This is a genomic window from Streptomyces sp. S07_1.15, assembly GCF_020739505.1.
GTDB lineage: Bacteria > Actinomycetota > Actinomycetes > Streptomycetales > Streptomycetaceae > Streptomyces > Streptomyces xinghaiensis.
Genome location: NZ_JAJBZK010000001.1, coordinates 4767840 through 4787430 on the forward strand (window position 1 = coordinate 4767840; position 19591 = coordinate 4787430).

General features: G+C 71.5%; 19 protein-coding genes and 1 tRNA gene. 12 read left to right on the forward strand and 8 right to left on the reverse strand.

What is annotated here, in order from left to right:
- The first annotated feature begins 18 nt into the window (after window positions 1-18).
- Genes LIX60_RS20560 through LIX60_RS20580 form a run of 5 tightly spaced genes read left to right on the forward strand, consistent with a single transcriptional unit; the run spans window position 19 to window position 6897 of the window.
- Complete coding sequence (locus LIX60_RS20560; protein WP_227959788.1) at window positions 19-501, forward strand: hypothetical protein; 483 nt, start codon at window positions 19-21, stop codon at window positions 499-501.
- Window positions 498-1166, forward strand: a complete 669-nt coding sequence (locus LIX60_RS20565; protein WP_227959789.1) for a hypothetical protein — start codon at window positions 498-500, stop codon at window positions 1164-1166. Before LIX60_RS20560 ends, LIX60_RS20565 begins: the two co-directional genes overlap by 4 nt.
- Complete coding sequence (locus LIX60_RS20570) at window positions 1166-5986, forward strand: putative T7SS-secreted protein (RefSeq protein WP_227959790.1); 4821 nt, start codon at window positions 1166-1168, stop codon at window positions 5984-5986. The genes LIX60_RS20565 and LIX60_RS20570 overlap by 1 nt, the downstream gene beginning before the upstream one ends.
- A complete protein-coding gene (locus tag LIX60_RS20575) occupies window positions 5979-6473 on the forward strand; it encodes an immunity 50 family protein (protein WP_227959791.1) in 495 nt (164 codons plus the stop codon). Before LIX60_RS20570 ends, LIX60_RS20575 begins: the two co-directional genes overlap by 8 nt.
- A gap of 43 nt (window positions 6474-6516) precedes the next feature.
- Window positions 6517-6897, forward strand: a complete 381-nt coding sequence (locus LIX60_RS20580; RefSeq protein WP_308101674.1) for an Imm50 family immunity protein — start codon at window positions 6517-6519, stop codon at window positions 6895-6897.
- A gap of 159 nt (window positions 6898-7056) precedes the next feature.
- On the opposite strand, the gene LIX60_RS20585 is transcribed toward LIX60_RS20580, so the two are convergent.
- Window positions 7057-7620 (reverse strand): dihydrofolate reductase family protein, encoded by a 564-nt coding sequence (locus tag LIX60_RS20585; protein ID WP_227959793.1) that lies wholly within the window; start codon window positions 7618-7620, stop codon window positions 7057-7059.
- A gap of 303 nt (window positions 7621-7923) precedes the next feature.
- Here LIX60_RS20585 and LIX60_RS20590 point away from each other — a divergent pair, with 303 nt between their 5' ends.
- The 3 genes from LIX60_RS20590 (at window position 7924) to LIX60_RS20600 (ending at window position 9733) form a co-directional block, all read left to right on the forward strand.
- Window positions 7924-8448 carry an RNA polymerase sigma factor gene (locus LIX60_RS20590; RefSeq protein ID WP_227959794.1) on the forward strand — a complete coding sequence of 175 codons (525 nt, stop codon included), beginning with the start codon at window positions 7924-7926 and terminating at the stop codon, window positions 8446-8448.
- Window positions 8441-9034 (forward strand): hypothetical protein, encoded by a 594-nt coding sequence (locus LIX60_RS20595; RefSeq protein ID WP_227959795.1) that lies wholly within the window; start codon window positions 8441-8443, stop codon window positions 9032-9034. The genes LIX60_RS20590 and LIX60_RS20595 overlap by 8 nt, the downstream gene beginning before the upstream one ends.
- Before the next feature lie 111 nt (window positions 9035-9145).
- Complete coding sequence (locus tag LIX60_RS20600; RefSeq protein ID WP_227959796.1) at window positions 9146-9733, forward strand: hypothetical protein; 588 nt, start codon at window positions 9146-9148, stop codon at window positions 9731-9733.
- A gap of 105 nt (window positions 9734-9838) precedes the next feature.
- Here LIX60_RS20600 and LIX60_RS20605 read toward each other — a convergent pair whose 3' ends face one another.
- Window positions 9839-10381, reverse strand: coding sequence for a DUF1707 domain-containing protein (locus LIX60_RS20605; protein ID WP_227959797.1), 543 nt, complete (start codon window positions 10379-10381; stop codon window positions 9839-9841).
- 114 nt (window positions 10382-10495) lie between these two features.
- Between LIX60_RS20605 and LIX60_RS20610 the strand changes: the two genes are divergently transcribed.
- Window positions 10496-10849 (forward strand): DUF5655 domain-containing protein, encoded by a 354-nt coding sequence (locus tag LIX60_RS20610; protein ID WP_227959798.1) that lies wholly within the window; start codon window positions 10496-10498, stop codon window positions 10847-10849.
- Between the two features lie 56 nt (window positions 10850-10905).
- On the opposite strand, the gene LIX60_RS20615 is transcribed toward LIX60_RS20610, so the two are convergent.
- On the reverse strand, window positions 10906-11439 hold the full coding sequence (locus tag LIX60_RS20615; protein WP_227959799.1) for an ATP-binding protein: 534 nt from the start codon (window positions 11437-11439) through the stop codon (window positions 10906-10908).
- Window positions 11440-11677: 238 nt separating this feature from the next.
- On the opposite strand from LIX60_RS20615, the gene LIX60_RS20620 reads away from it, so the two are divergent.
- The gene (locus tag LIX60_RS20620) at window positions 11678-12529 is read left to right on the forward strand and encodes a helix-turn-helix transcriptional regulator (RefSeq protein WP_227959800.1); all 852 of its coding nucleotides are present in this window, start codon (window positions 11678-11680) and stop codon (window positions 12527-12529) included.
- A 12-nt stretch (window positions 12530-12541) separates the two neighbouring features.
- Window positions 12542-12736 (forward strand): DUF397 domain-containing protein, encoded by a 195-nt coding sequence (locus LIX60_RS20625; RefSeq protein ID WP_227959801.1) that lies wholly within the window; start codon window positions 12542-12544, stop codon window positions 12734-12736.
- 53 nt (window positions 12737-12789) lie between these two features.
- Here the strand turns inward: LIX60_RS20625 and LIX60_RS20630 are convergent, their stop codons facing one another.
- From LIX60_RS20630 to LIX60_RS20645, 4 genes are all read right to left on the reverse strand, one after another.
- Window positions 12790-13287, reverse strand: coding sequence for a GNAT family N-acetyltransferase (locus tag LIX60_RS20630; protein WP_227959802.1), 498 nt, complete (start codon window positions 13285-13287; stop codon window positions 12790-12792).
- Window positions 13288-13296: 9 nt separating this feature from the next.
- On the reverse strand, window positions 13297-13992 hold the full coding sequence (locus LIX60_RS20635) for a DUF6629 family protein (protein ID WP_227959803.1): 696 nt from the start codon (window positions 13990-13992) through the stop codon (window positions 13297-13299).
- A 335-nt stretch (window positions 13993-14327) separates the two neighbouring features.
- Entirely contained in the window at window positions 14328-14993 is a 666-nt protein-coding gene (locus tag LIX60_RS20640) for a lytic polysaccharide monooxygenase (protein ID WP_227959804.1), read from the reverse strand.
- A 307-nt stretch (window positions 14994-15300) separates the two neighbouring features.
- A complete protein-coding gene (locus LIX60_RS20645; protein ID WP_227959805.1) occupies window positions 15301-17025 on the reverse strand; it encodes an EAL domain-containing protein in 1725 nt (574 codons plus the stop codon).
- Between the two features lie 962 nt (window positions 17026-17987).
- On the opposite strand from LIX60_RS20645, the gene LIX60_RS20650 reads away from it, so the two are divergent.
- Window positions 17988-19298, forward strand: a complete 1311-nt coding sequence (locus LIX60_RS20650) for a M6 family metalloprotease domain-containing protein (RefSeq protein ID WP_374117887.1) — start codon at window positions 17988-17990, stop codon at window positions 19296-19298.
- Between the two features lie 196 nt (window positions 19299-19494).
- Here the strand turns inward: LIX60_RS20650 and LIX60_RS20655 are convergent.
- Window positions 19495-19568 (reverse strand) — tRNA-Lys (locus LIX60_RS20655).
- Window positions 19569-19591 lie beyond the last annotated feature (23 nt).

Sequence of the window (19591 nt, forward strand, 5' to 3'; positions counted from 1 at the left end):
GGAGTGCGGGGGGCTGCGATGGACCTGCCGGAGCGCATCGCCGCGGTGCGCGCGGGAAACGGCGAACCGGCCGCGATGGTCGGTGAGTTCCGGCGCACGGCGGTGCTGCCGCTGACCGGCGGCCGCTTCATGACCGGCCACGGGGGAGGCGTCCGCTGGATCTACGCCTTCACCGGCGAGCGGCAGCTCGCCCGGTTCGCGCGGGCGCGCGGGGCGGCGTCGGGCGAGGCGTGGGAGTACGCGGCCGTGCTCGGGGCGCGGGTGCTGGACGTCCTCGTCCCGGAGCTGCCCGGTCCCGCCGGGGTCGCCGTCGACGTGGCGGACGCGAACGGCTCGATGCTGCTGCCGCCGGTGCGCGGCATCGTCCCGGACGAGGCCGCCGAACGCGCCGAGGACACGGCGGAGACGGCGGCGACGGTGGTCGCAGGGGACGCCGGTGTCCCCGCGGGCGCGGACACCGCCGTACCGCGGCAGCGGCCGAGGGGACGGGCGGCCCGGTGAGCGGTGAGGAGGACCTGAGCTTCGGCCGGGAGTCCGTGCACCTGATCACCAAGGGCCTCAACGCGGCGATCGGTGAGCTGAAGGAGATCGGCAGCGCCACCGACGCCGTCATGGGCAGCGGCTTCCAGAACCTGACGCTCTCCGGCATGGAGGCCGGCGGCCCCGAACTGGCCGACGCCTTCGAAGGGTTCTGCGGCCGCTGGGAGTGGGGCGTCCGGGCCCTCGTCCAGGACGCCAACGAACTCGCGGCCCGTCTCGGCCTCGCCGCCGGCCTGCTCCACGAGGAGGACCGCTACTGGGCCGGCACCCTCAAGGTCACCGTCAACTCCGTGGTGGCGACCGGCAATCCGCACGCCACGGAGGAGGAGATCGCCCAGCAGAGCTACCGCGAGATCGTCACACCGGACGCCCCCGACTACAGCGCGGAGTCCTTCCGGCAGGCCGGCGAGGACATGCGGCAGACCTGGCTCGACACCGGCCGCAGTGTCGTCACCGAGGGACAGGGCGGCCAGGCCGCCGCGGGCTTCCGCGAGCTGATCGGCCTGGACGACGACGCCTACGACCGGGGCGTCGACGAGGTCTTCGGCCCCTCCCCGGAGGAGCGCGCGGCCCAGCAGGAGCCCGGCGGGGAACCGGACCGGGAACCGCCCCGGGGTGGGCGCTGATGGCGGGCATCGGGGATTTCATCCCGGACCCGGTCGAGGAGTGGGCCGAGGACCGCGCCGGGGACGTGGGCGAGTTCGTCGAGGGCCTGGGCGACGGTACCGCGGACGCCCTGGAGGGCGTCGGCTGGCAGGGCGGCGCCAACTGGGTCCGCGAGAAGTCCGGTTCGGTGGCCAACGCCATGGGCGCCGATGTGGCCGAGCTGGACCTCGGGCAGAGCGAGGACCCGAAGAAGCTGATCCACGGCAGCCCCGGCAAGCTGCGCTCCACGGCCGGCCATCTCGCCGACTTCCGCAAGGCGTTCGAGAACGTCGGCAACGGCCTCAAGAAGGTGGACGCCGGCGCGCTCAAGGGCGAGGCGGCCCGGGCGTTCGAGGAGAAGGCCGCCGGGGAGCCGAAGCGCTGGTTCGCGGCCGCCGACGCCTGCGAGAAGGCCGCCCAGGCGCTGAACGACTTCGCCGACACCGTGGAATGGGCGCAGGGCCGGGCCCGGCAGGCGATCGACCTGTACCAGCGGGGCAAGCGGGCCTCCGCGCAGGCCCGGGCCGACCACATCGAGCAGCTCGCGGCGTACGGGGCGGCGGTCGAGACGTACGACGCCCTCCCGGCGGAGAAGCGGGAAGCGGCGGACCGCCCCCGCAAGCCCGGCGAGCCGGGCGACGCCGGCACGGCGGAGATGGCGGCCGCGCGGGAACTGCTGGAGGAGGCGCGCCGCCAGCGGGACACGGCGCTGCGCACCGCCGCCGCGTCGGTGGGGGCGGCCCGCGACAAGGCCCCGGCGGCACCGTCCTACGCCGAGCAGGTCGAGGACGGCCTGCTGGGGATGCATCTCGACGGCTCCCACCGGGTCGGCGGGCTCCTGCGGGGCAGCGCGGGCATCCTCAACTTCGCCCATGCCGTCAACCCGCTGCACCCGTACAACCTCACCCACCCCGCCGAGTACGTCACCCAGCTCAACGCCACCACGGCCGGTCTGGTCCAGACGGTCAACGACCCCGGCGCGGCGGCCAAGACCCTGTACGACCAGTACCAGAAGGACCCGGCGGAGGGGCAGGGCCGCCTGCTCCCGGAACTCCTCGGCACCCGCGGCGCGGGAGCGGCGAAGAAGATCGCCGGGGCGGGCCGTCACACCGCGGCAGGCAAGAGCCCCGCCCGCGGGGACCTCGGCAAGGACGGTCCCGAGACCCACAAGACCAGGGACTGCGACCGGACGTGCAAGGGCACGGACCCCGTCGACCTGGCCACCGGCCGGATGTACCTCCCGCAGACCGACGTGGTCGTGCCCGGCGCGCTGCCCCTGGTCTTCACCCGCCGCGTGGAGTCCGGCTACCGCAGCGGCCGCTGGTTCGGCCCGTCCTGGTCGTCCACCGCCGACCAGCGGCTGGAGATCGACGCGGAGGGCGTCGTCCTCGTCACCGAGGACGGCCTGCTGCCGGCCTACCCGCACCCGGCGCCCGGACAGCCGACGCTCCCCGCGATGGGCCCGCGCCACCCCCTGGAGCGCACGCCCGACGGGGACTACACCCTCACGGACCCGGACACCGGCCTGGTCCGCCACTTCACCGGCCCTGAGGGCGCGGAGCCCGGCGGCGACGGCGTGGCCCGGCTGGCGGAGATCAGCGACCGCAACGGCCACCACCTCACCTTCGAGTACGACATCGACGGCACCCCCCTCGGCATCGTCCACGACGCCGGCCACCACCTGAGGTTCACCACCGAGGACGGCCGGATCACCGCCCTCCGCCTCGCGGGAGCCGCCGCCGACGGCACGGACCTGGAGCTGGTCCGCTACGGCTACACCGGCGGCAACCTCACCGAGGTCACCGGCTCCTCCGGCCTCCCGCTCCGCTTCACCTACGACGACGAATGCCGCGTCACCGCCTGGACCGACACCAACGACCGCCGCTACGACTACGCCTACGACGACCGGGACCGCTGCATCGCCGAAGGCGGCACGGACGGCCACCTCGCCCTCACCCTCGACTACGGCACCGCGGACCCGGAGACCGGCCACCGCACCACGACCGTCACCACCGCACAGGGCCACACCAGCCGCTACCTGATCGACCGCCGCTGCAACGTCATCGCGGAGACCGACCCCACCGGCGCCGTCACCCGCACCGCGTACGACAGCCGCGACCGGGTCGTCTCCCGCACCGACCCGCTCGGCCACACCACCGCCTTCCGCCACGACGAGGCCGGCCGCCTCACCGCCGCCGTCCACCCGGACGGCAGCGAATCGACCGCCGTCTACAACGACTTGGGGCTGCCGACAGCCGTCACCCACCCCGGCGGGGCGGTGTGGCGGCAGACCTATGACGAGGCGGGCAACCGCCTGACCCTCACCGACCCGACCGGTGCCACGACCCGCTACACGTACGACGACCGGGGCCACCCGGCCACCGTCACCGACGCCCTCGGCCACACCACCACCGTCCGCTGCGACGAGGCCGGCCGCCTGCTGTCCGTCACCGACCCGCTCGGCGGGGAGACGGCGTACGAGCGCGACGCCCTCGGCCGGATCACCGCCGTCACCGACCCGGCAGGCGGCCGGACCCGTCTGGTTTGGTCGGTGGAGGGCAAGCTGCTGCGCCGCACGGGCCCGGACGGCGCGGAGGAGTCCTGGACCTACGACGGCGAGGGCAACTGCACGACGTACACGGACGCCATCGGCGCCGTCACGCGCTACGAGTACACCCACTTCGACCTGCTCGCGTCCCAGACCGGCCCGGACGGCGTCCGCTACGAGTTCGAGCACGGCCCGGACCTACTGCTCCGCACCGTCACCAACCCCCAGGGACTGACCTGGAGTTACTCCTACGACGCGGCGGGCCGCCTGGTCTCCGAAACGGACTTCGACGGCCGCACCCTCGGCTACGCCTACGACCCGGCGGGCCGCCTGGCCTCCCGCACCAACGCCCTCGGCGAGACCATCCGCTTCGAGCACGACGCGCTCGGCCGCATCACGTCCAAGGACGCGGCGGGCACGGTCACCCACTACACATATGACCGGGCCGGCCGCCTCACGGAGGCGTCGAACCCGGAAGCGACGATCCTCCTGCACCGTGACCGCCTGGGCCGCGTCAAGTCCGAGACCGTCAACGGCCGTACGACGTCGTACCGTTACGACGCCCTGGGCCGCCGCGTCAGCCGTGCGACCCCCATGGGCGCGCAGGCCACCCGCACCTACGACGCGACGGGCCGCACCGCGTCCCTGACGACCTCGGGCCACGCCTTCGCCTACGCCCACGACCCGGCGGGCCGCGAACTGGCCCGCCACTTCGGCGAGCGGGTCACCCTCAACCAGACCTGGGACCCGGCCGGCCGCCTCACCACCCAGTCCCTCCTGGCCCGGCCGGCCGGACCGCGGGGCGCGCGGCCGGAGGCGGCGGCAGCCTGGGGGCCGGGGGCGGCCGTTCCGGGCGCTGTACCGAACGCGGGGGCCGCGGATGCAGCCGTGCCGGGCGCCTGGACGACCGGCTCCGGGGCGGCGGGAGGGGCCGGGACGGCGGACGCCGCCGAGACGCGCCAGCACCGGGCGTACACGTACCGCCCGGACGGCCACCTCACCGCCGTACACGACCAACTGGCGGGCGGCGCACGCCGCTTCGACCTCGATCCCGCCGGCCGGGTGACGGCGGTCCACGCCGCGAACTGGACGGAGCGCTACGCCTACGACCCGGCGGGCAACCAGACCGAAGCCGCCTGGCCCTCCGACCACGCCTCACCCGAGGCGACCGGCCCCAGAACCTACACCGGCACCCGGATCACCCGCGCCGGGGCCGTCCGCTACGAACACGACGCCCAGGGCCGCATCACCCTCCGCCAGAAGAAGCGTCCCTCGCGCAAGCCGGACACCTGGCGCTACGCGTGGGACGCGGAGGACCGCCTGACGGCGGTGGTGACCCCGGACGGCACGCGCTGGCGCTACCTCTACGACCCCCTGGGCCGCCGCACCGCCAAACAACGCCTGGCCGCCGACGGCACGGTCGCCGAGGAAGTGACCTTCACCTGGGACGGCACGACCCTCGCCGAACAGACCACGACCTCCCCGGACCTGCCGAACCCGGTCACGCTCACCTGGGACCACGACGGCCTGCGCCCGATCGCGCAGACCGAACGCATCACGGCGGCCGGCGCCCCGCAGCACGTCATCGACGCCCGCTTCTTCGCCATCGTCACCGACCTGGTCGGCACCCCCACCGAACTGGTCGACGAGTCCGGCACCATCACCTGGCACAACCGCACCACCCTCTGGGGCACCACCACCTGGGCCGCCGGCAGCACGGCGTACACCCCCCTCCGCTTCCCGGGCCAGTACTTCGACCCCGAAACGGGCCTCCACTACAACCACTTCCGCTACTACGACCCCGAAACGGCCCGCTACACCAGCCAGGACCCGCTGGGCTTGGCGCCGTCTCCGAACCCCTCAGCTTATGTCCGCAATCCGCATAAGTGGACCGATCCGCTCGGTCTCGCTCCATGTCCCCGGAGTTTTGCTGACGCCAAGGCACAAGCGCTACGGGACGCAGGCATACCCAAAGACGCCGAGCCGCTCGACGTGAATGACTACGTGCCCGCCACCGGACCTGAGTGGCAGGGATCGAAGCAGCTCATGGACGATAACCATCAGCCCATCTATTATCGGGAAGAGTATTACGAGACGCCAGCCGGAGAGCTCATCACTTTCCAAGATCACTGGTTCGGCCATCAGAAGCCCGGAGAGCCCGGATACCAGCCCCCGCATGTCCATGTGCGACCGTTCGATGATCCGAGGAATGGGCAACTTCCCGGGTGCGAGGAGCATTACTACTATGACTGAATCGTGGAGGGGGCTGCTGCGTAATGGCGACCTGCTCGCTCCCTATTACGCCGAGGTCCCCGATATTTGTCGCGTTACCATTCGTTCCGCATACCTGGATCGTAGAGGCCCGACGCTGGTGTTGCGATTGGACCTTCCTGGGTTTGCGGACATGCCCTCGGGTGAGTGGATTGAGAATGGCTGCGATCGGATCCAATGCCACGTGAAATTTCTCGCGCTGGGTGACGTTCATATTCGGGACCTTCGGTTTCCGGCCGATGCAAGGGTCAGTATCGCTCGCCGGGAGGAAAACAGGATCGGCGTCTTTGTGGCTTCGGAGGTTGGTGAGATGACATTCACCAGCAGCGATTCCCTTACGGTCGGGCATGTCAGCGCGTTCCGGTCGAGTGATGGTTCGGAGGGGCGACACTTCTTCGCGAGCAAACTGGACAGACGGCGGTTCGGGGACTTTCTTCCCGCTGCACATGAGAAGGGCTTTTATGGATAATAGCGGGTGGCTGAGCAGAGTCGGCGGCGATCCAGAGGATCTCGTGGAGCTGTTCGACACGTCTCCAGAGTTGACCGGAGAAGCTCTTTTTTCGGTGCACATTGATGAGAGGGACAGTCGGATCGTTCTGGGCTTCGAGAGTGCTGGCTTGCCGTCGCGCCCTCGCCGGGAGTGGGTGGAGCAAGGGCTCAACGCGTTCGAAATCCACTTGACCTTCTTCGGCGTCCGAGACCTGGTTCTCGAAGGCTGGACCGGATCTCCGGAGCACACGGTTCACTTCGGGTGGTTGGGGGAAAGGAGTACTCTCGCCCAGAATTCCGCGGTGCGGATGGAAATCAGTGGTACTGGAGAGTTGATCTGCTTCACGGCGCAGTCCGTCAAGCTGACAAACGTGAGGGCTTACCGGGCTTCGCAGGCTGTGTGACTTGGCCTCACTGTTTTGACGCTCAGGAAAAGTTGGACTCGGGTGAGGGGGTGGGTGGAGTGCTTGATGTCTACCAAGAAATCGATGCCGTGGTCACGGCAATCCCGGCAGCGGGGCACGCTTCCCCGCGGCTGATGGGTAACGCGGCGGACGAGCCGGCTAACGCGCCACGCGATAGCGGAGGTAGACGACTTTCGAGCTGAAGGTGCGGGTCTCGACGAGTTCCAGATCCACCCGGCGCTCGTGCTGCGGAAAGAAGGGGATGCCGCCGCCCACCAGCACCGGGTAGACCACGGTCCGGTACTCATCGATGAGCCCCAGCGCGGCCGCTTCGGCAGCGAGCGTCGCGCCGCCGATCGCGATGTCGCCCTCGCCCGGCTCGGCCCGCAGCCGCTCGATCTCCTCCGCCAGGCCGCCGGACGCCAGGCGGGCCTGGCCCCGCACCGCCGGCAGCGTGGTGGAGAACACCACCTTCGGCAGCGGCTTCCACAGCGCGGTCCACTCGCGCATGGCGTCGTCGAGCGAGGGGTCCTGGTCGGCGGTCTCCCAGTACAGCATCGTCTCGTACAGCCGCCGTCCCAGCAGGTGGACGCCGACCTCTCGGATCTCGTCGATCCAGAAGCGGAAGACCTCCTCGTCGGGCGCCCCCCAGTCGAAGTCGCCGTCCGGCCCGACGATGTAGCCGTCCAGTGAGACGCTCATCGAGTAGGTCACGCTGCGCATCGGAAGACCTCCTTGGTGACGGGTTCGACAGTACGACCGCCGGACGGCGCAGAACTCATCGCGGCGCGCGGGAAGCCTGGGCCGAGTCACCTCACGAGATCAGTTCATTGGGTCAGCCTCACTGGATCCGAGAAGGCCGTACAGATGTGTCATGCCTCCTCTGGCGCAGTGCTCGTGCGGCCCCGAGGGAGGAGTGCGCCGAGTGCGGCGGTGTGACGGCGGCTCCTTGCACCGCAGGTCGGCTGGGTGACATCGTTCGCACGAACGAACAAAAGTACGACCACCAGGAACCGCAGGCGGGTGATGGACGAGCAAGCGTTCGACGCCTTCTATGCCGGGAGCGTGGGGCGGCTCATCGGTCAGCTGTACGCCATGATCGGTGACCGCACCGAGGCGCAGGACGTCGTCCAGGAAGCCTTCGTCCGGGCCTGGGAGCACCGGGCCCAGCTGGACAAGGACGGTGCCCCCGAGGCATGGGTGCGCACCGTGGCCTGGCGGCTCGCGGTCAGCCGGTGGCGGCGCGTGCGAACCGCGCTCTCCTTCGCACGGCGCCAGGGCCCGCCCCCGAACGTACCGCCGCCGGACACCCATCACGTGCTGCTGGTGCAGGCGCTGCGGCAGATCCCCGCGGCGCAGCGACGGGCCATCGTCCTCCACCATCTGTGCGATCTGGAGGTGAAGCAGGTGGCCGCCGAGACCAACTGCCCCGTCGGTACGGTGAAGGCACAGCTGAGCCGGGGCCGGGCCGCGCTGGCGAGGATTCTGGCCGACACCGAGCTGGACCCGCGGGCGGGCCGAGTTCCGGAGGTGGAGCATGGGCATGGTTGACGAGACCGGCTTGGCCGAGCACCTCGCGGATCTTGCCGCCGAGGGCCGGCGGTCCGCCGTGCCGATGGCCGCGGAGGAGATTCGCCTGCGCGGTGACCGGCGCCGGCGCCGTAAGCGGGCAGCGCAAGTGTCGGGCGGTGTGCTGCTGGCCGCCGCCGTCGCCGTGGGAGGTGCGTCGCTGGTCCTGCCCGGTCCCGGACCGGCGCCGAGCGTCACGGATCCGACACCGTCGCGGAGCGCTCCCGCGTTTGTGCCCCCGACGCCGGCCCCGGGTGAGGAGTACGCCGGCGAGATCGGCTATGTGTACAACGCGACGGTGCTGGCGGACGGGGTCCGGGTCACCGTGCGGCAGCTTCGTACCGAGCGGGGAACGGCCGTGCCCACCGGAGTGGTGCACGAGGTGACCCTGTCGCCGCAGACCCCGGTCGAGGTGGAGCAGGCCGCCGGTGGGAAGCCGGGGGACATGCGGTTGGGGGAGCTGGTGGACCGGCTGCGTGGCGGGCCGCGGTGGGTGTTCGTCCTCGACTACGACGGCGAGGGCCGGGTCCAGTCGCTGCGGGAGGCGTACTGGCTGACCGCCGAGTGAACTTCGGCGGAGACCCCGAAGAAAAGCCGGCCGGGATGCAACCCGGTGGAGGGGGCTCGGCGTAGAGACCGTGCAAGCCCAACCACACCGGTTTCCAGGAGAACGTTGATCATGTCTGCCTCACGCCGCCCAGCCACCATGCGCCTGCTCACCGTTGCCGTCCTCGGCGCCCTTCTCGTGACCGGATGCGGCGAGAACGGCGAGGAGCCCGCGGGCCCCACCGCCTCGGCATCGCCGGCGGACACCGCACAGGCCGGCAATGACCGGACGGCTGCCCCGTCGGACGAGGGCGAGGGCTCGCAGGACACGCAGACGCCGGCCGGCAAGGCCCCGTGGGCGGGGACCAAGCAGTTCGTGACGATCGACAAGGCCTGGACCGAGGAGGGACTGACCCGTCTGTCGGTGCGGCCCGCCCAGAAGAAGGTCAACACCCAGTTCGACACCTGGGAGATCACCCCCGGCACGGGGGCCTTCACCACGGTGACCATGGCCGAGGACGCCCGGGTTCTGCTGACGGCCCCGGTACGGGACGCCGACGCGTCCGGTGGCAGCCGGGCCGAGCCTCTGCCGTTCTCCCAGACCGAGTTCGTCACCCTGCTGAAGCGACTGGACTCCGCGGCCGCCGCGGGCGTCGGGTACGACCTGAGCTTCGACGGAGAGGGGCAGGTGACCAAGCTGCAGTCCGTCTTCAGGCCGTGAGTCCATCGGGGGGACGGGGACGGGGACGGGGATGGGGACGGGGCGGGCGCGGGGACGGGAACGGGGGAGCGCAGGGCAGGTGATCCCGGGAGTCCGGATCAGGCATCAGCGCCGCGCGTGGCGGATCTTCAGCCGTCCGAAGCCCATGGTGCCGGCGATACGGATCTTCGGTCCGCCGGGGCGGGTGCGCTGCCGGGGCTTGTAGAGCCGGTCCTTCCATACGGTCTGGAGATCCTCGGTGTCGACGACCGCGTCGCGGGGCACCGTGATCTTGGCTCTGCCCGTGCCGAGTTGCAGCTCGATGTCCACCACCGGGTGCTCGATGACCGCGCGGGAGAGGTCCAGGTGCACCTTTCCGGAGGCGGACTCGACCTTGAGACGCCGAGGCACCCGCCAGGCGCCGCGCCGCCGGATCCTTCCGCCGAGAGCGGCGACGGTGGACGTGGTGTCCGCTGTGCCCTGGGGGAGGGACGCCAGCGCGGGCACGAGGTCCCCTTGTGTGGTGGCGGTGAGCACCCGATGGAGGCGTTCGGCCATTTCCTCGTGGGAGATGTGCCCCTCGACGTATGCGTCTTGCAGGCGCCGCACGGCGGTATCGCGGTCCTCTTCGCTGAGCGCTAACGGCGGGTCTTCCGGCTGGAGGGTCACCGTTTCACTCTACTGCCGGGGCGAGCAGGGCACGCGTCCTGCGCGGAGCGCGACTTTTCCGGCGCCCGCTGATGACATCGCTGGAGCCGGTGCCCGGCCCCGCATCATGGCCGGGTGAGAGGTGTCGAGGAGTTCTTCGGGAGCGACGGTCTCGGTCTGGCGGTTTTCGAACGAGTGCGCTCCCTGCTGGAAGAGCCGGTCGAGGTCCGGGTGTCGAAGAGCCAGGTCGCATTCCGGCGCCGACGCGGTTTCGCCTATCTCTGGGTGCCCGGCCGGTACCTGCGCGCCGCCGCAGCCGAGGTGGTGCTGTCGATCGCCCTCGGCAGGCACGACCCCTCGCCACGCTTCAAGGAGGTCTCCCACCCCACATCCCGGCACTGGATGCACCATCTGGAGGTGCACTCGCTCGACGAGATTGACGACGAGGTGGCCGGATGGCTCGTCGAGGCCGCCGACCGGGCTACCTGAGCGGGCGTCAACGGCCCGTTGTGCGGGCACCGGCGGGCAGGCGCCGGAGCCGGTTGTCAGACCGCGGTCGTGAAGCGGTCCGGGTCGGGGCAGCCCGGTGGGGCGAGTTCGCACCAGAGGAGCTTGCCGCCGGTGGTGCGGATCGGGTAGCCGCCCCAGTCGTCCGCGCAGAGGCGGATGAGAAGGAGCCCGCGCCCGTCCTCGGCGCAGGCGATGGCCGCACTCTGCGTCGCGGTGATCGCGGCCGCGTGGTCGTGCGCGGTCGGCGGCTTGTCGAAGGGGACAGGGACGACCGGGCTGGTGTCCCGGACGCTGATCCGCAGACGTCCCGACATCCGTTCGGACAGCCGGAGTTCGCACGGGCCGTCGGTGTGGCGGTAGGCGTTGGCCACCATCTCGCCCGCGAGCAGCTCGGCCGTGTCGGCGTGGTGGGTGAGGCCGTGCCGGACCAGTACGGACCGCAGCGTCGTCCTCGCGATCCCGGCGGCGCGGGCGTCATGCGGCAGCCGCAGGCCGTAGGACCACGGTGCGGTGGGGTGATGTTCTCCGGACGGCTCCGGGCACGGGGTCTGCATCGATACGGTGGCCATGGAAGTCTCCCGATGGAGGGCGAAGTTGGGTCCGCAGTGGATTTCTGGCGGCCGGTGTCGGTGCCGCACAGACGCGTGGGGCGGCCGGGCGGTGAGCTTCCGGACCGTGACCCGGGGAAGCGGGTCGCGCTACACACTAGGGTTTGTGTTGATAGGCCTACCAACGCATTCGCGGTATAGCGCTTAGAACCACTCGTGTGAGGGAACGCCCGGCTCGCAGCCCGGCCGAAGGAGAACCATGCCGCCCGCCAACACCCCGACGCTTCGTCAGCGCCGCCTGGGGGCCGAACTGCGCAAGCTGCGCGAACACGCCGGTCTGTCCTCCACCGCTGCCGCCGCCGTGCACGGAATGAATCAGGCCCGCGTCAGCAGTATCGAGGCCGGCCGGTACGCCGTGAGCGCGGAACGCGTGCGCACGTTGGCCCGCAACTACACCTGCGGAGACGAGCGGTTGGTCGAGGCGCTCGCCGGAATGACCGGCGGGCGTACCAAGGGCTGGTGGGACGAGTACCGGGACGTTCTCCCGGCGGGGCTCCATGATCTTGCCGAGCTGGAACACCACGCCACGGCGCTGCGAGTCGCCTCGGTCGTGCACATCCCCGGGCTCCTGCAGACACCTGAGCACGCCCGCGCGGTCTTCCGTGAGGTTGTACCCCCGCTGATTGCCTACGAGGTGGAGCACTGGGTCTCCCACCGGATCAAACGACAGGCCGTGCTCTATGGCGACAAGCCGACGCCGATGACCGCGATCCTGCACGAAGCCGCTCTCCGTATGGGATTCGGGGGCCCCGAGACGACGAAGGCACAGCTACTGCACCTCGTCGACATGAGTGAGCGGCCAAAACTCACCCTTGTGGTCTTGCCGTTCGGCGGAGGAGCCTTTCCGGGCTCGGGACAGCCCATCGTGTACGCCTCGGGATCCGTCCCCCAACTCGACACGGTCCAACTGGACACGGAGCACGGTGTGGAATTTCTCGATGCAGAAGCGCAATTGACGAGATACCGCTCAGTGCTGGACCGGATGGAGTCCTGCGCTCTGTCGCCGGCTGAGTCGCGGGAACTCATTCACGATCTCGTGCGTGAACTCTGAGAAGGAGTCAAGGTGTCCGAGCTTGCATGGCAGAAGTCTTCTTACAGCGGCCAAGGGGCGAACTGCCTGTATCTCGCGATCGCTTCCGATGAGACGGTACGGCTTCGAGAGAGCACTCGGCCCGACGTCGTCCTCGCCGTCAGCCGGGACGCGCTCCGGGCCCTGATACGCGGGGTCAAGGCGGGGGAGTGGGACAACCTGGTCTGATTCCCGTGACCTGGACGGTCTCCGTTACGGTACGCCGGGCCGTGCTTGCTTGATTACGGCCGCAGGTCGCGCAGGTCGCGCACGAAGCGGAGTCCCGGGCGGCCGTCCAGTTCCGTTGCGCCGGTGGTGGTGAAGCCCGTGCGGGCCAGTACGGCCCGGGACCCGGCGTTGTCCAGCGTGGTCGCGGCGTGCAGCGTCGTCAGGCCGTACTCCGTGGCGGCGAGGGCGCACACCTCGCGGACGGCTGCCGTGGCCAGGCCCCGTCCGGTGGCCTTCTCGGCGATGCGGTAGCCGAGCTCCGCCGAACCGTCCGCCGCCGTGTCGACCAGGTTGACGCGGCCCAGTACTTCGCCGCCGTCGTCCACCAGTACGTGGAAGAAGCAGACGCCCGCGGCCTGCTCCTCCAGGAGTGCGCGGTGGCGGGTGTCGAAGTGTGCGAAGTAGTCGTCGCCGCGGTCGGGGACGGAGGCGGCGAAGAAGGCCCGGTTCTCCCGTTCGAACGCGAGGACCGCGGGGGCGTGATCGGGACGGAGAAGCTGGAGCCGCGGCATCCCGTCAGGCTAGGCGACGGGGTGGGGGTGCCGTGGGCGGCGCCCGGCCCCGGTTCCCGTCCGCCGCCACACCCAGAGCAGCATGAGTACGGACGCCACCGCCGCGAACGCGCACCAGGTGGAGATGAACTCCGTCCGCCACAGCGTCCCGCAGACCACCGCGCCGGCCGCCATGACGGCACCGAGCAGCCGCAGCAGGCGGTCGGCGGACAGCAGCAGGGCACCCAGCGTGGCCAGGAAGTACCCGGCGAGGACCAGCGGCAGCAGCGGTACATCGACGGCATAGCCGATGGTGCGGCCGCGCACCTCGGCCGTGACGGTCGCCGTGGCCAGGGAGTACGCGAGGACGGCCGTGGTGGCGCAGCCGGCCGCGACCGGTACGACCCGGAGGACCGGAACAGCGGTGATCCCTCCGGTTGTCCGCCCGGGCCGGAGGCCCGTAACCGCCCTATCGGCGAGCAGCACGCCGAGCGGGAGCCACAGCGGCAGCAGGGGCAGCGCGATCACCGCCCAGGCGAGGGTGAGAGGGCCGGAGCCGCCGCCGTGGCGCCAGAGGAAGGACTCGACGATCTGGTGGGCGCCGAGGAGCAGCGGCAGAGCGGCGAGAGGGAGATCGCCGCGGTGGCGCACTCCCGCCAGCGTGGCCACGCCGACCGCGCAGATGCCCGCGCCCGCCACGAGATTGGCCGTCGCACTCCAGCACATGGCACCACCCGGGGAACGAAAGCCCGTGAACCGGAAGCCGGGACACCGCCGTCCCACGCTAAGTGATCACGGTGGAACCGGCCACCGGAGCCCTGCCGCAGGGATCCCTGCCACTGGGACCCCTGCCACCGGATCCGGGCAGCGGAGAGCCCCGCCGGGCGCGGGAGTGCCGGGCGGGGCTCCGCTTTTGCGGGTGCAGCGGGCGGACGACGCGGTGAACGCGCCGCGCTTCGCTGCTGGGGGGGTGGCCCCGCGCGGGGCCGGTGATGCGGGTGCGCGTCACCGGCCGGCCGCGCGGGCTCCGGGCTTCGTGCTTCGTGCTCCGTGACGTGGGATCAGAAGGTCACATCACTGCACAGGTAGTACGACTGGTCCATGTGCGACGCCTGCCAGATGGTGAAGACGACGTGGTTGCCGGTGCGGCCGGGAGCGCTCACGTCGAACGAGATGTTCTGCGCGGGGGCGTACCGGCCGGTCGTCTTCACCAGTTCCAGGCTGCCCCAGGTCAGCTGCTGCGTGGCCGGGTTGAAGCCCTGCTTGGTGACGTAGACCTGGAAGAAGTCCGCGCCGTGGCTGGCCTGGTCGTACAGGCTCATGGTGAAGTTGTTGCTGATCTTGGTGGTCTTCCACGGGCCCACGGCGTCCATGGAGCGGTAGCGGCCGCTCTCGGCGTGGCCGCCGCTGCAGAGCTGGCCGTCGGGGATCGCGGAGCGGAAGTTGCCGCCGACGCCGTTGCGGTACAGGCCGTTCCAGTTCCACATGGCGTTCGGGTTGTCCTGCCACGCCTGCCAGCACATCGGGTCTTCCTGCTGCATGGCGGGGTTCATGTGGTCGCCGCCCCAGCGCTCGTGGCAGCTGTAGGCGCGGGCACCCGGGTTGACGATCGAGCCGTGCGCCGCCGCCGTGTCGGCCCAGGGGACCAGGCAGAGCAGCGAGGCGAAGAGCAGCGCGAAAGCGCGCAGCGCCCATCTCGGGGATTCAAGGACTCCGTGTAGACGCATGGTGGGGGTCTCCGTTTTTCGGCTGTGGGGGTGTCCGGGTGGTCCGGGGGCGAAGCAGGGGAGTGGGAGCGCTCCCATGTTATGGGCAGCGTTACCCGGAGACACAGAGCAAAAAACGTTCGGCCCTCAACTGGCCTGATTTCAGCGGCATTTCGCTCGTGATTCAGGCCGGGCGCACCGGTTACCGGTGAGCGGGATCCGACGGGCCGTCAGCCCGGTACTCGGTGGCCGGGCCCGGGCCCGGGCCCCGGCGTCCCGCGTTCGCCGGCCGGGCCCCGGCCCGCGGTGCCGGACCCGCCGCCCCGCCTCAGCCGTCCAGCAGTGACGACACCCGCTCCGGGTGCAGCGGCCGGGCGTAGTACCAGCCCTGGCCCGTGTCGCAGCCGAGCCGGCGCAGGTGGTCCGCCTGGTCGGCGTTCTCGACGCACTCGGCGGTGACCGTCAGGCCCAGCCGGTGGGCCAGGCCGACCAGCGCCTCCACGATGGTCTCGTCGGCCGGGTTGGCGTGGGTCTTGTCGCGGAAGCCCCGGACGAACGCGCCGTCCAGCTTCAGGACGGAGGCGGGCAGCCGGCTCAGATAGGCGAGGTTGGAGTAGCCGGTGCCGAAGTCGTCGATGGCGATGCTGACGCCCATGTCGCTCAGCGCCCGCAGCGCCTGGAGGGGGCGCCCGGCGGAGCCCATGACCGCCGATTCGGTCAGCTCCAGCTGGAGCAGGTGCGGCGGCAGGCCCGTCTCGGCGAGGATCGCGGCCACGTCGGCGACCAGGTCGGAGTCCCACACCTGCCGGACGGCCACATTGACGCTGACGAAGATCGGGCTCTCCGGACGCTGGAGCTGCCAGAGCCGGGCCTGGCGGCAGGCGGTGCGGAGCACCCAGCGCCCGAGCTGGACGATGGCGCCCTCCTCCTCCGCCAGCCCGATGAACCGATTCGGCCCCAGGGTGCCGAACTGCGGGTGCCGCCACCGGACCAGCGCCTCGACCCCCTCCAGCGCACCGCCGTCCAGGCTCACCAGCGGCTGGTACTCGAGCGTGAACTCGCCGCGCTCGATGGCGGGCCGCAGGGTGCTGGCCAGCGCCTGCCGGTTGACGCGGTGGGCGTTGCGCTCGGGGTCGAAGAGGGTCCAGCGGGCCTTGCCGTCGGCCTTGGCCCAGTAGAGCGTGGTGTCGGCGGCCTGCATGAGGGCGGTCGTGGTCGTCCCGGCGGCGGCGCGCTCCACGACGCCGATGCTCGCCGACAGCGACAGCCGCTGTCCGGCCAGGTCGAACGGCTGCAGGAGTGTGTGGAGCACGGCGTCGGCCAGTTCGGAGAGCTGTTCGGTACCGGTGGACTCCTCGACGAGTACGGCGAACTCGTCCCCGCCGAGGCGGGCCACCAGGTGAGCGCCGCGCCGGCCGTATCCGGCCCGGTCGGCGCAGTGCGCCAGGCGCTGGCCGACGGCGTGCAGCAGCCGGTCGCCGATGCGGTGCCCGAGGGTGTCGTTGACCGCCTTGAAGCCGTCCAGGTCCAGATAGCAGATGCCGATGCGGCCGCTGCCGCCGCGGTCCTGTCCGGCGGCGTCGAGCGCCGCCGCGAGCCGTTCGAAGAACAGGGCGCGGTTGGGCAGCCGCGTCACGGGGTCGTGCAGGCGCAGATGGTGCAGCCGGGTCTGGAGGTCGCGCCGGTCGCTGATGTCCGCCACCGACAGCAGCGCGCGGGAGAGAGGGCTGCCGGGGCCGTCCTCGGGAAGCGGCGCGACGGTGACCTCCGCCCACAGGGGGCGGCCGTCGGGGTTCTTCAACCGGCGGGTGCAGCGCATCCGTTCGAGGTGGCCGCCCAGTACGTCGCGGTACGCGGCCCAGGTGCGGGCGTCGTGGCTCAGGTCGAGGAGTTCGGCGGCTGGTTCGGCGGTGAGCCGGGCGGGATCGGCTCCGAGCAGGGTGCCGAGGGCCCGGTTGGCGGTGACGACTCTGCCGTCGCCGTCGAGGACGGCCATGGCGAGCCGGGCGGCGTTGAAGGCGGCGCGGTGGTCGCGCGCCTCGGCCGGTGTCACGGAGCGGGCGGCGGGCGGGGCGGGGGGTACCGGGATGAGACCGGTGGGCGGTACGGGGACGGGGCCGGGCCCGGTGCGCCGTACGGCGCCCCGCCCCGGTCCGGGGGCGACGGAGGGCGCAATGCCCGATGCCGTACCGCGTGATGACGATGGCGATGGCGATGGTGGTGACGACGACGTCGACGCCGCCGGCCCGGGCCTCGCCGCGGTGGACGGGCCCGGCGGCCGCGAGGCCGGGCCGCGGCCGGACGGGGCGGGCGCGGGGGCCGGCGTGGGCGCCGGTTCCGGGGCCGCCGGTGCGGGGCCCGGGGCGGAGGAGGGCTCCGCGGCCGGCCGGCCCGAGGGTGCGCGGCGCCAGACGGTCGCGGAGCCCGCGAGCGAGAGGCCGGCGACCGGGTGGCCGGCGATCCGGTGGCCGGTGACTGGACGGCCGGTGGCAGACGGGTCCGTGCGGGACTGGTCCGTGCGGGACGGGCCCGCGGACGAAGGGCCACCGGGCGCCGGAGGCGGCGGCGAAGGCTCGGCCGGGGGCGGCGGGGAGGCCGTCCGGGAGGCCGGGGAGCGGCGGAAGATCTGGCTACTCTCCGTGAAGGTCGGCAGGGTGATTCCGGGTCCCGCACCTGGCCTGTTGGGTGATCCGCTCACCGTTCACTCCCGCTGAGGACTCGACTCGTACGGACCGCGGAGCCGGTCACTCCGGTGCCCCGAGGGCCTCCGGGGGAGGGGTCCGCGCTGGAAATGTGCCGATCATAGAGGTTCGTCTGGACTTGTTCCATCGAACGGCCCACGGGGGGGACGTACGGCAGAGCGACTGTCCGATCGTTTCTGCAGGACGGTGCCCGGACGTGCGATGACCAACGAGCGCGGGTGACGTTGAGTTACGGCCCGTCCTGCCGCCCCGCCTCACCCGACCGGGTCAAGGAAACAGGGTGAGTGTGTAAATATCCCCGCAAAGTGGACGCGTGTCCTGTCCCACGTCCGGGGAGGCCGACGTGTCGCACTCGCTGACGTCCGGGGGACCGGAGGCCCGGCCGGTCCGGTCGCGGCCGCGCCTCCGCCGGGCGGCCGCGGGTGCGATGTCGTTCACGGCGATGCTCGCCACCTCGCTGGTCGCCGGCCCGGCCACGGCCGCCGTGCTCGACGATGCCTGCGCCCTGACCCGCAGCGCGGTCCACCACTCCGAAGGGCTCGACAGCTGGAACGCGGCCTATCCGGAGCCCCGGGACGACATCCGCGCGGTGATGGCCTTCCTCTCCTTCCCGGACGCCGATCCGGTCGTCGCGCCGGACCAACTGGTGTCGGACTACTTTCCGGGGACCGCCGAGTTCTTCGAGCGGGCCTCGTACGGGAAGTTCCGGCTCCATGTCGATCCGGTGCGGAAGTGGCTGGAGATGCCCGCCGCCTCGACGACCTACGGCATAGGGCGGGACTGGGACACCGAGCTGCGGGCGGCCTATCTGGGCGACGCGATGGGCCTGGCCGACCGGGTGGTGGACTTCTCGGGCTACGACATCGTCTACCTGGTCGCCGACCCGGACGCCCCGGGGGTCGACTCGGACGCCACCAAGGTCGTCAACTTCGACGAACCGATGCGTGTCGACGGCACGGAGGTCCGCAGGATCGTCACCGTGTTCGAGCAGCGGCCGCCGGACCGCAATGTGCTCGCCCATGAGACCGGGCATGTGTTCGACCTGCCGGATCTCTACCACCGGCCGAAGCAGGGCAAGGGCGACTGGGACACTCATGTGGGCGACTGGGACCTCATGGGCAGCCAGTTCGGGCTGGCCCCGGACTTCTTCGGCTGGCACAAGTGGAAACTCGGCTGGCTGGACCGGGGAGACGTCACCTGCGTGCGGGGCGAGGGCGGGAGCGCGCACCTGCTCGTGCCCGTCGCGGCCCCGGCCGGGCGCGGAGCGGTCGCCGGGCCCCGGCTGCTGGTGGTCCGTACCGGTGCCTCGACGGTGCTCGCCGTCGAGGCCCGGGCCGCGGTGGGCAACGACCTGACCACCTGCACCGAGGGGGTGCTCGTCTACCGGGTGCACAGCGAGACGGGCTCCGCCGAGGGGCCCGTCAAGGTGCTGGACGGGCATCCGCGCTCGGGCGCCTGCTGGAACGGCTCCGTCCACCCGGCGCTGGCGGACGCCCCGCTGGGGGTGGGGGAGCGGCTGACGGACCCGGAGAGCGGGGTCTCGGTGGAGGTGCTCGGTACGGATACGCGCGGACGCTGGACGGTGCGCGTGGACCGGCCCGCGGAGCCGTCCGGGGTGTTCTGAGGGGGCGGGCGGAGGGGCGGCCGGAGCCCCGGTGGCCGCGGGCCCCGGGAACGGGGCCGGAGGGTGCGGGCCAGGGGGCGTTGTGGGTGCGGGGCGGGTGTGGAGGCCGGACCCAAGGGGTGAGGACCGGGCCCGTGCATGACGAAAGGCTTTCCCGCCGGAGCGGAAAAGCCTTGGTCAACGGTAGAACCGTAAGTGCGCCGCCAGGGACTCGAACCCCGGACCCGCTGATTAAGAGTCAGCTGCTCTAACCAACTGAGCTAGCGGCGCCCGACGGGAAAGACATTAGCATC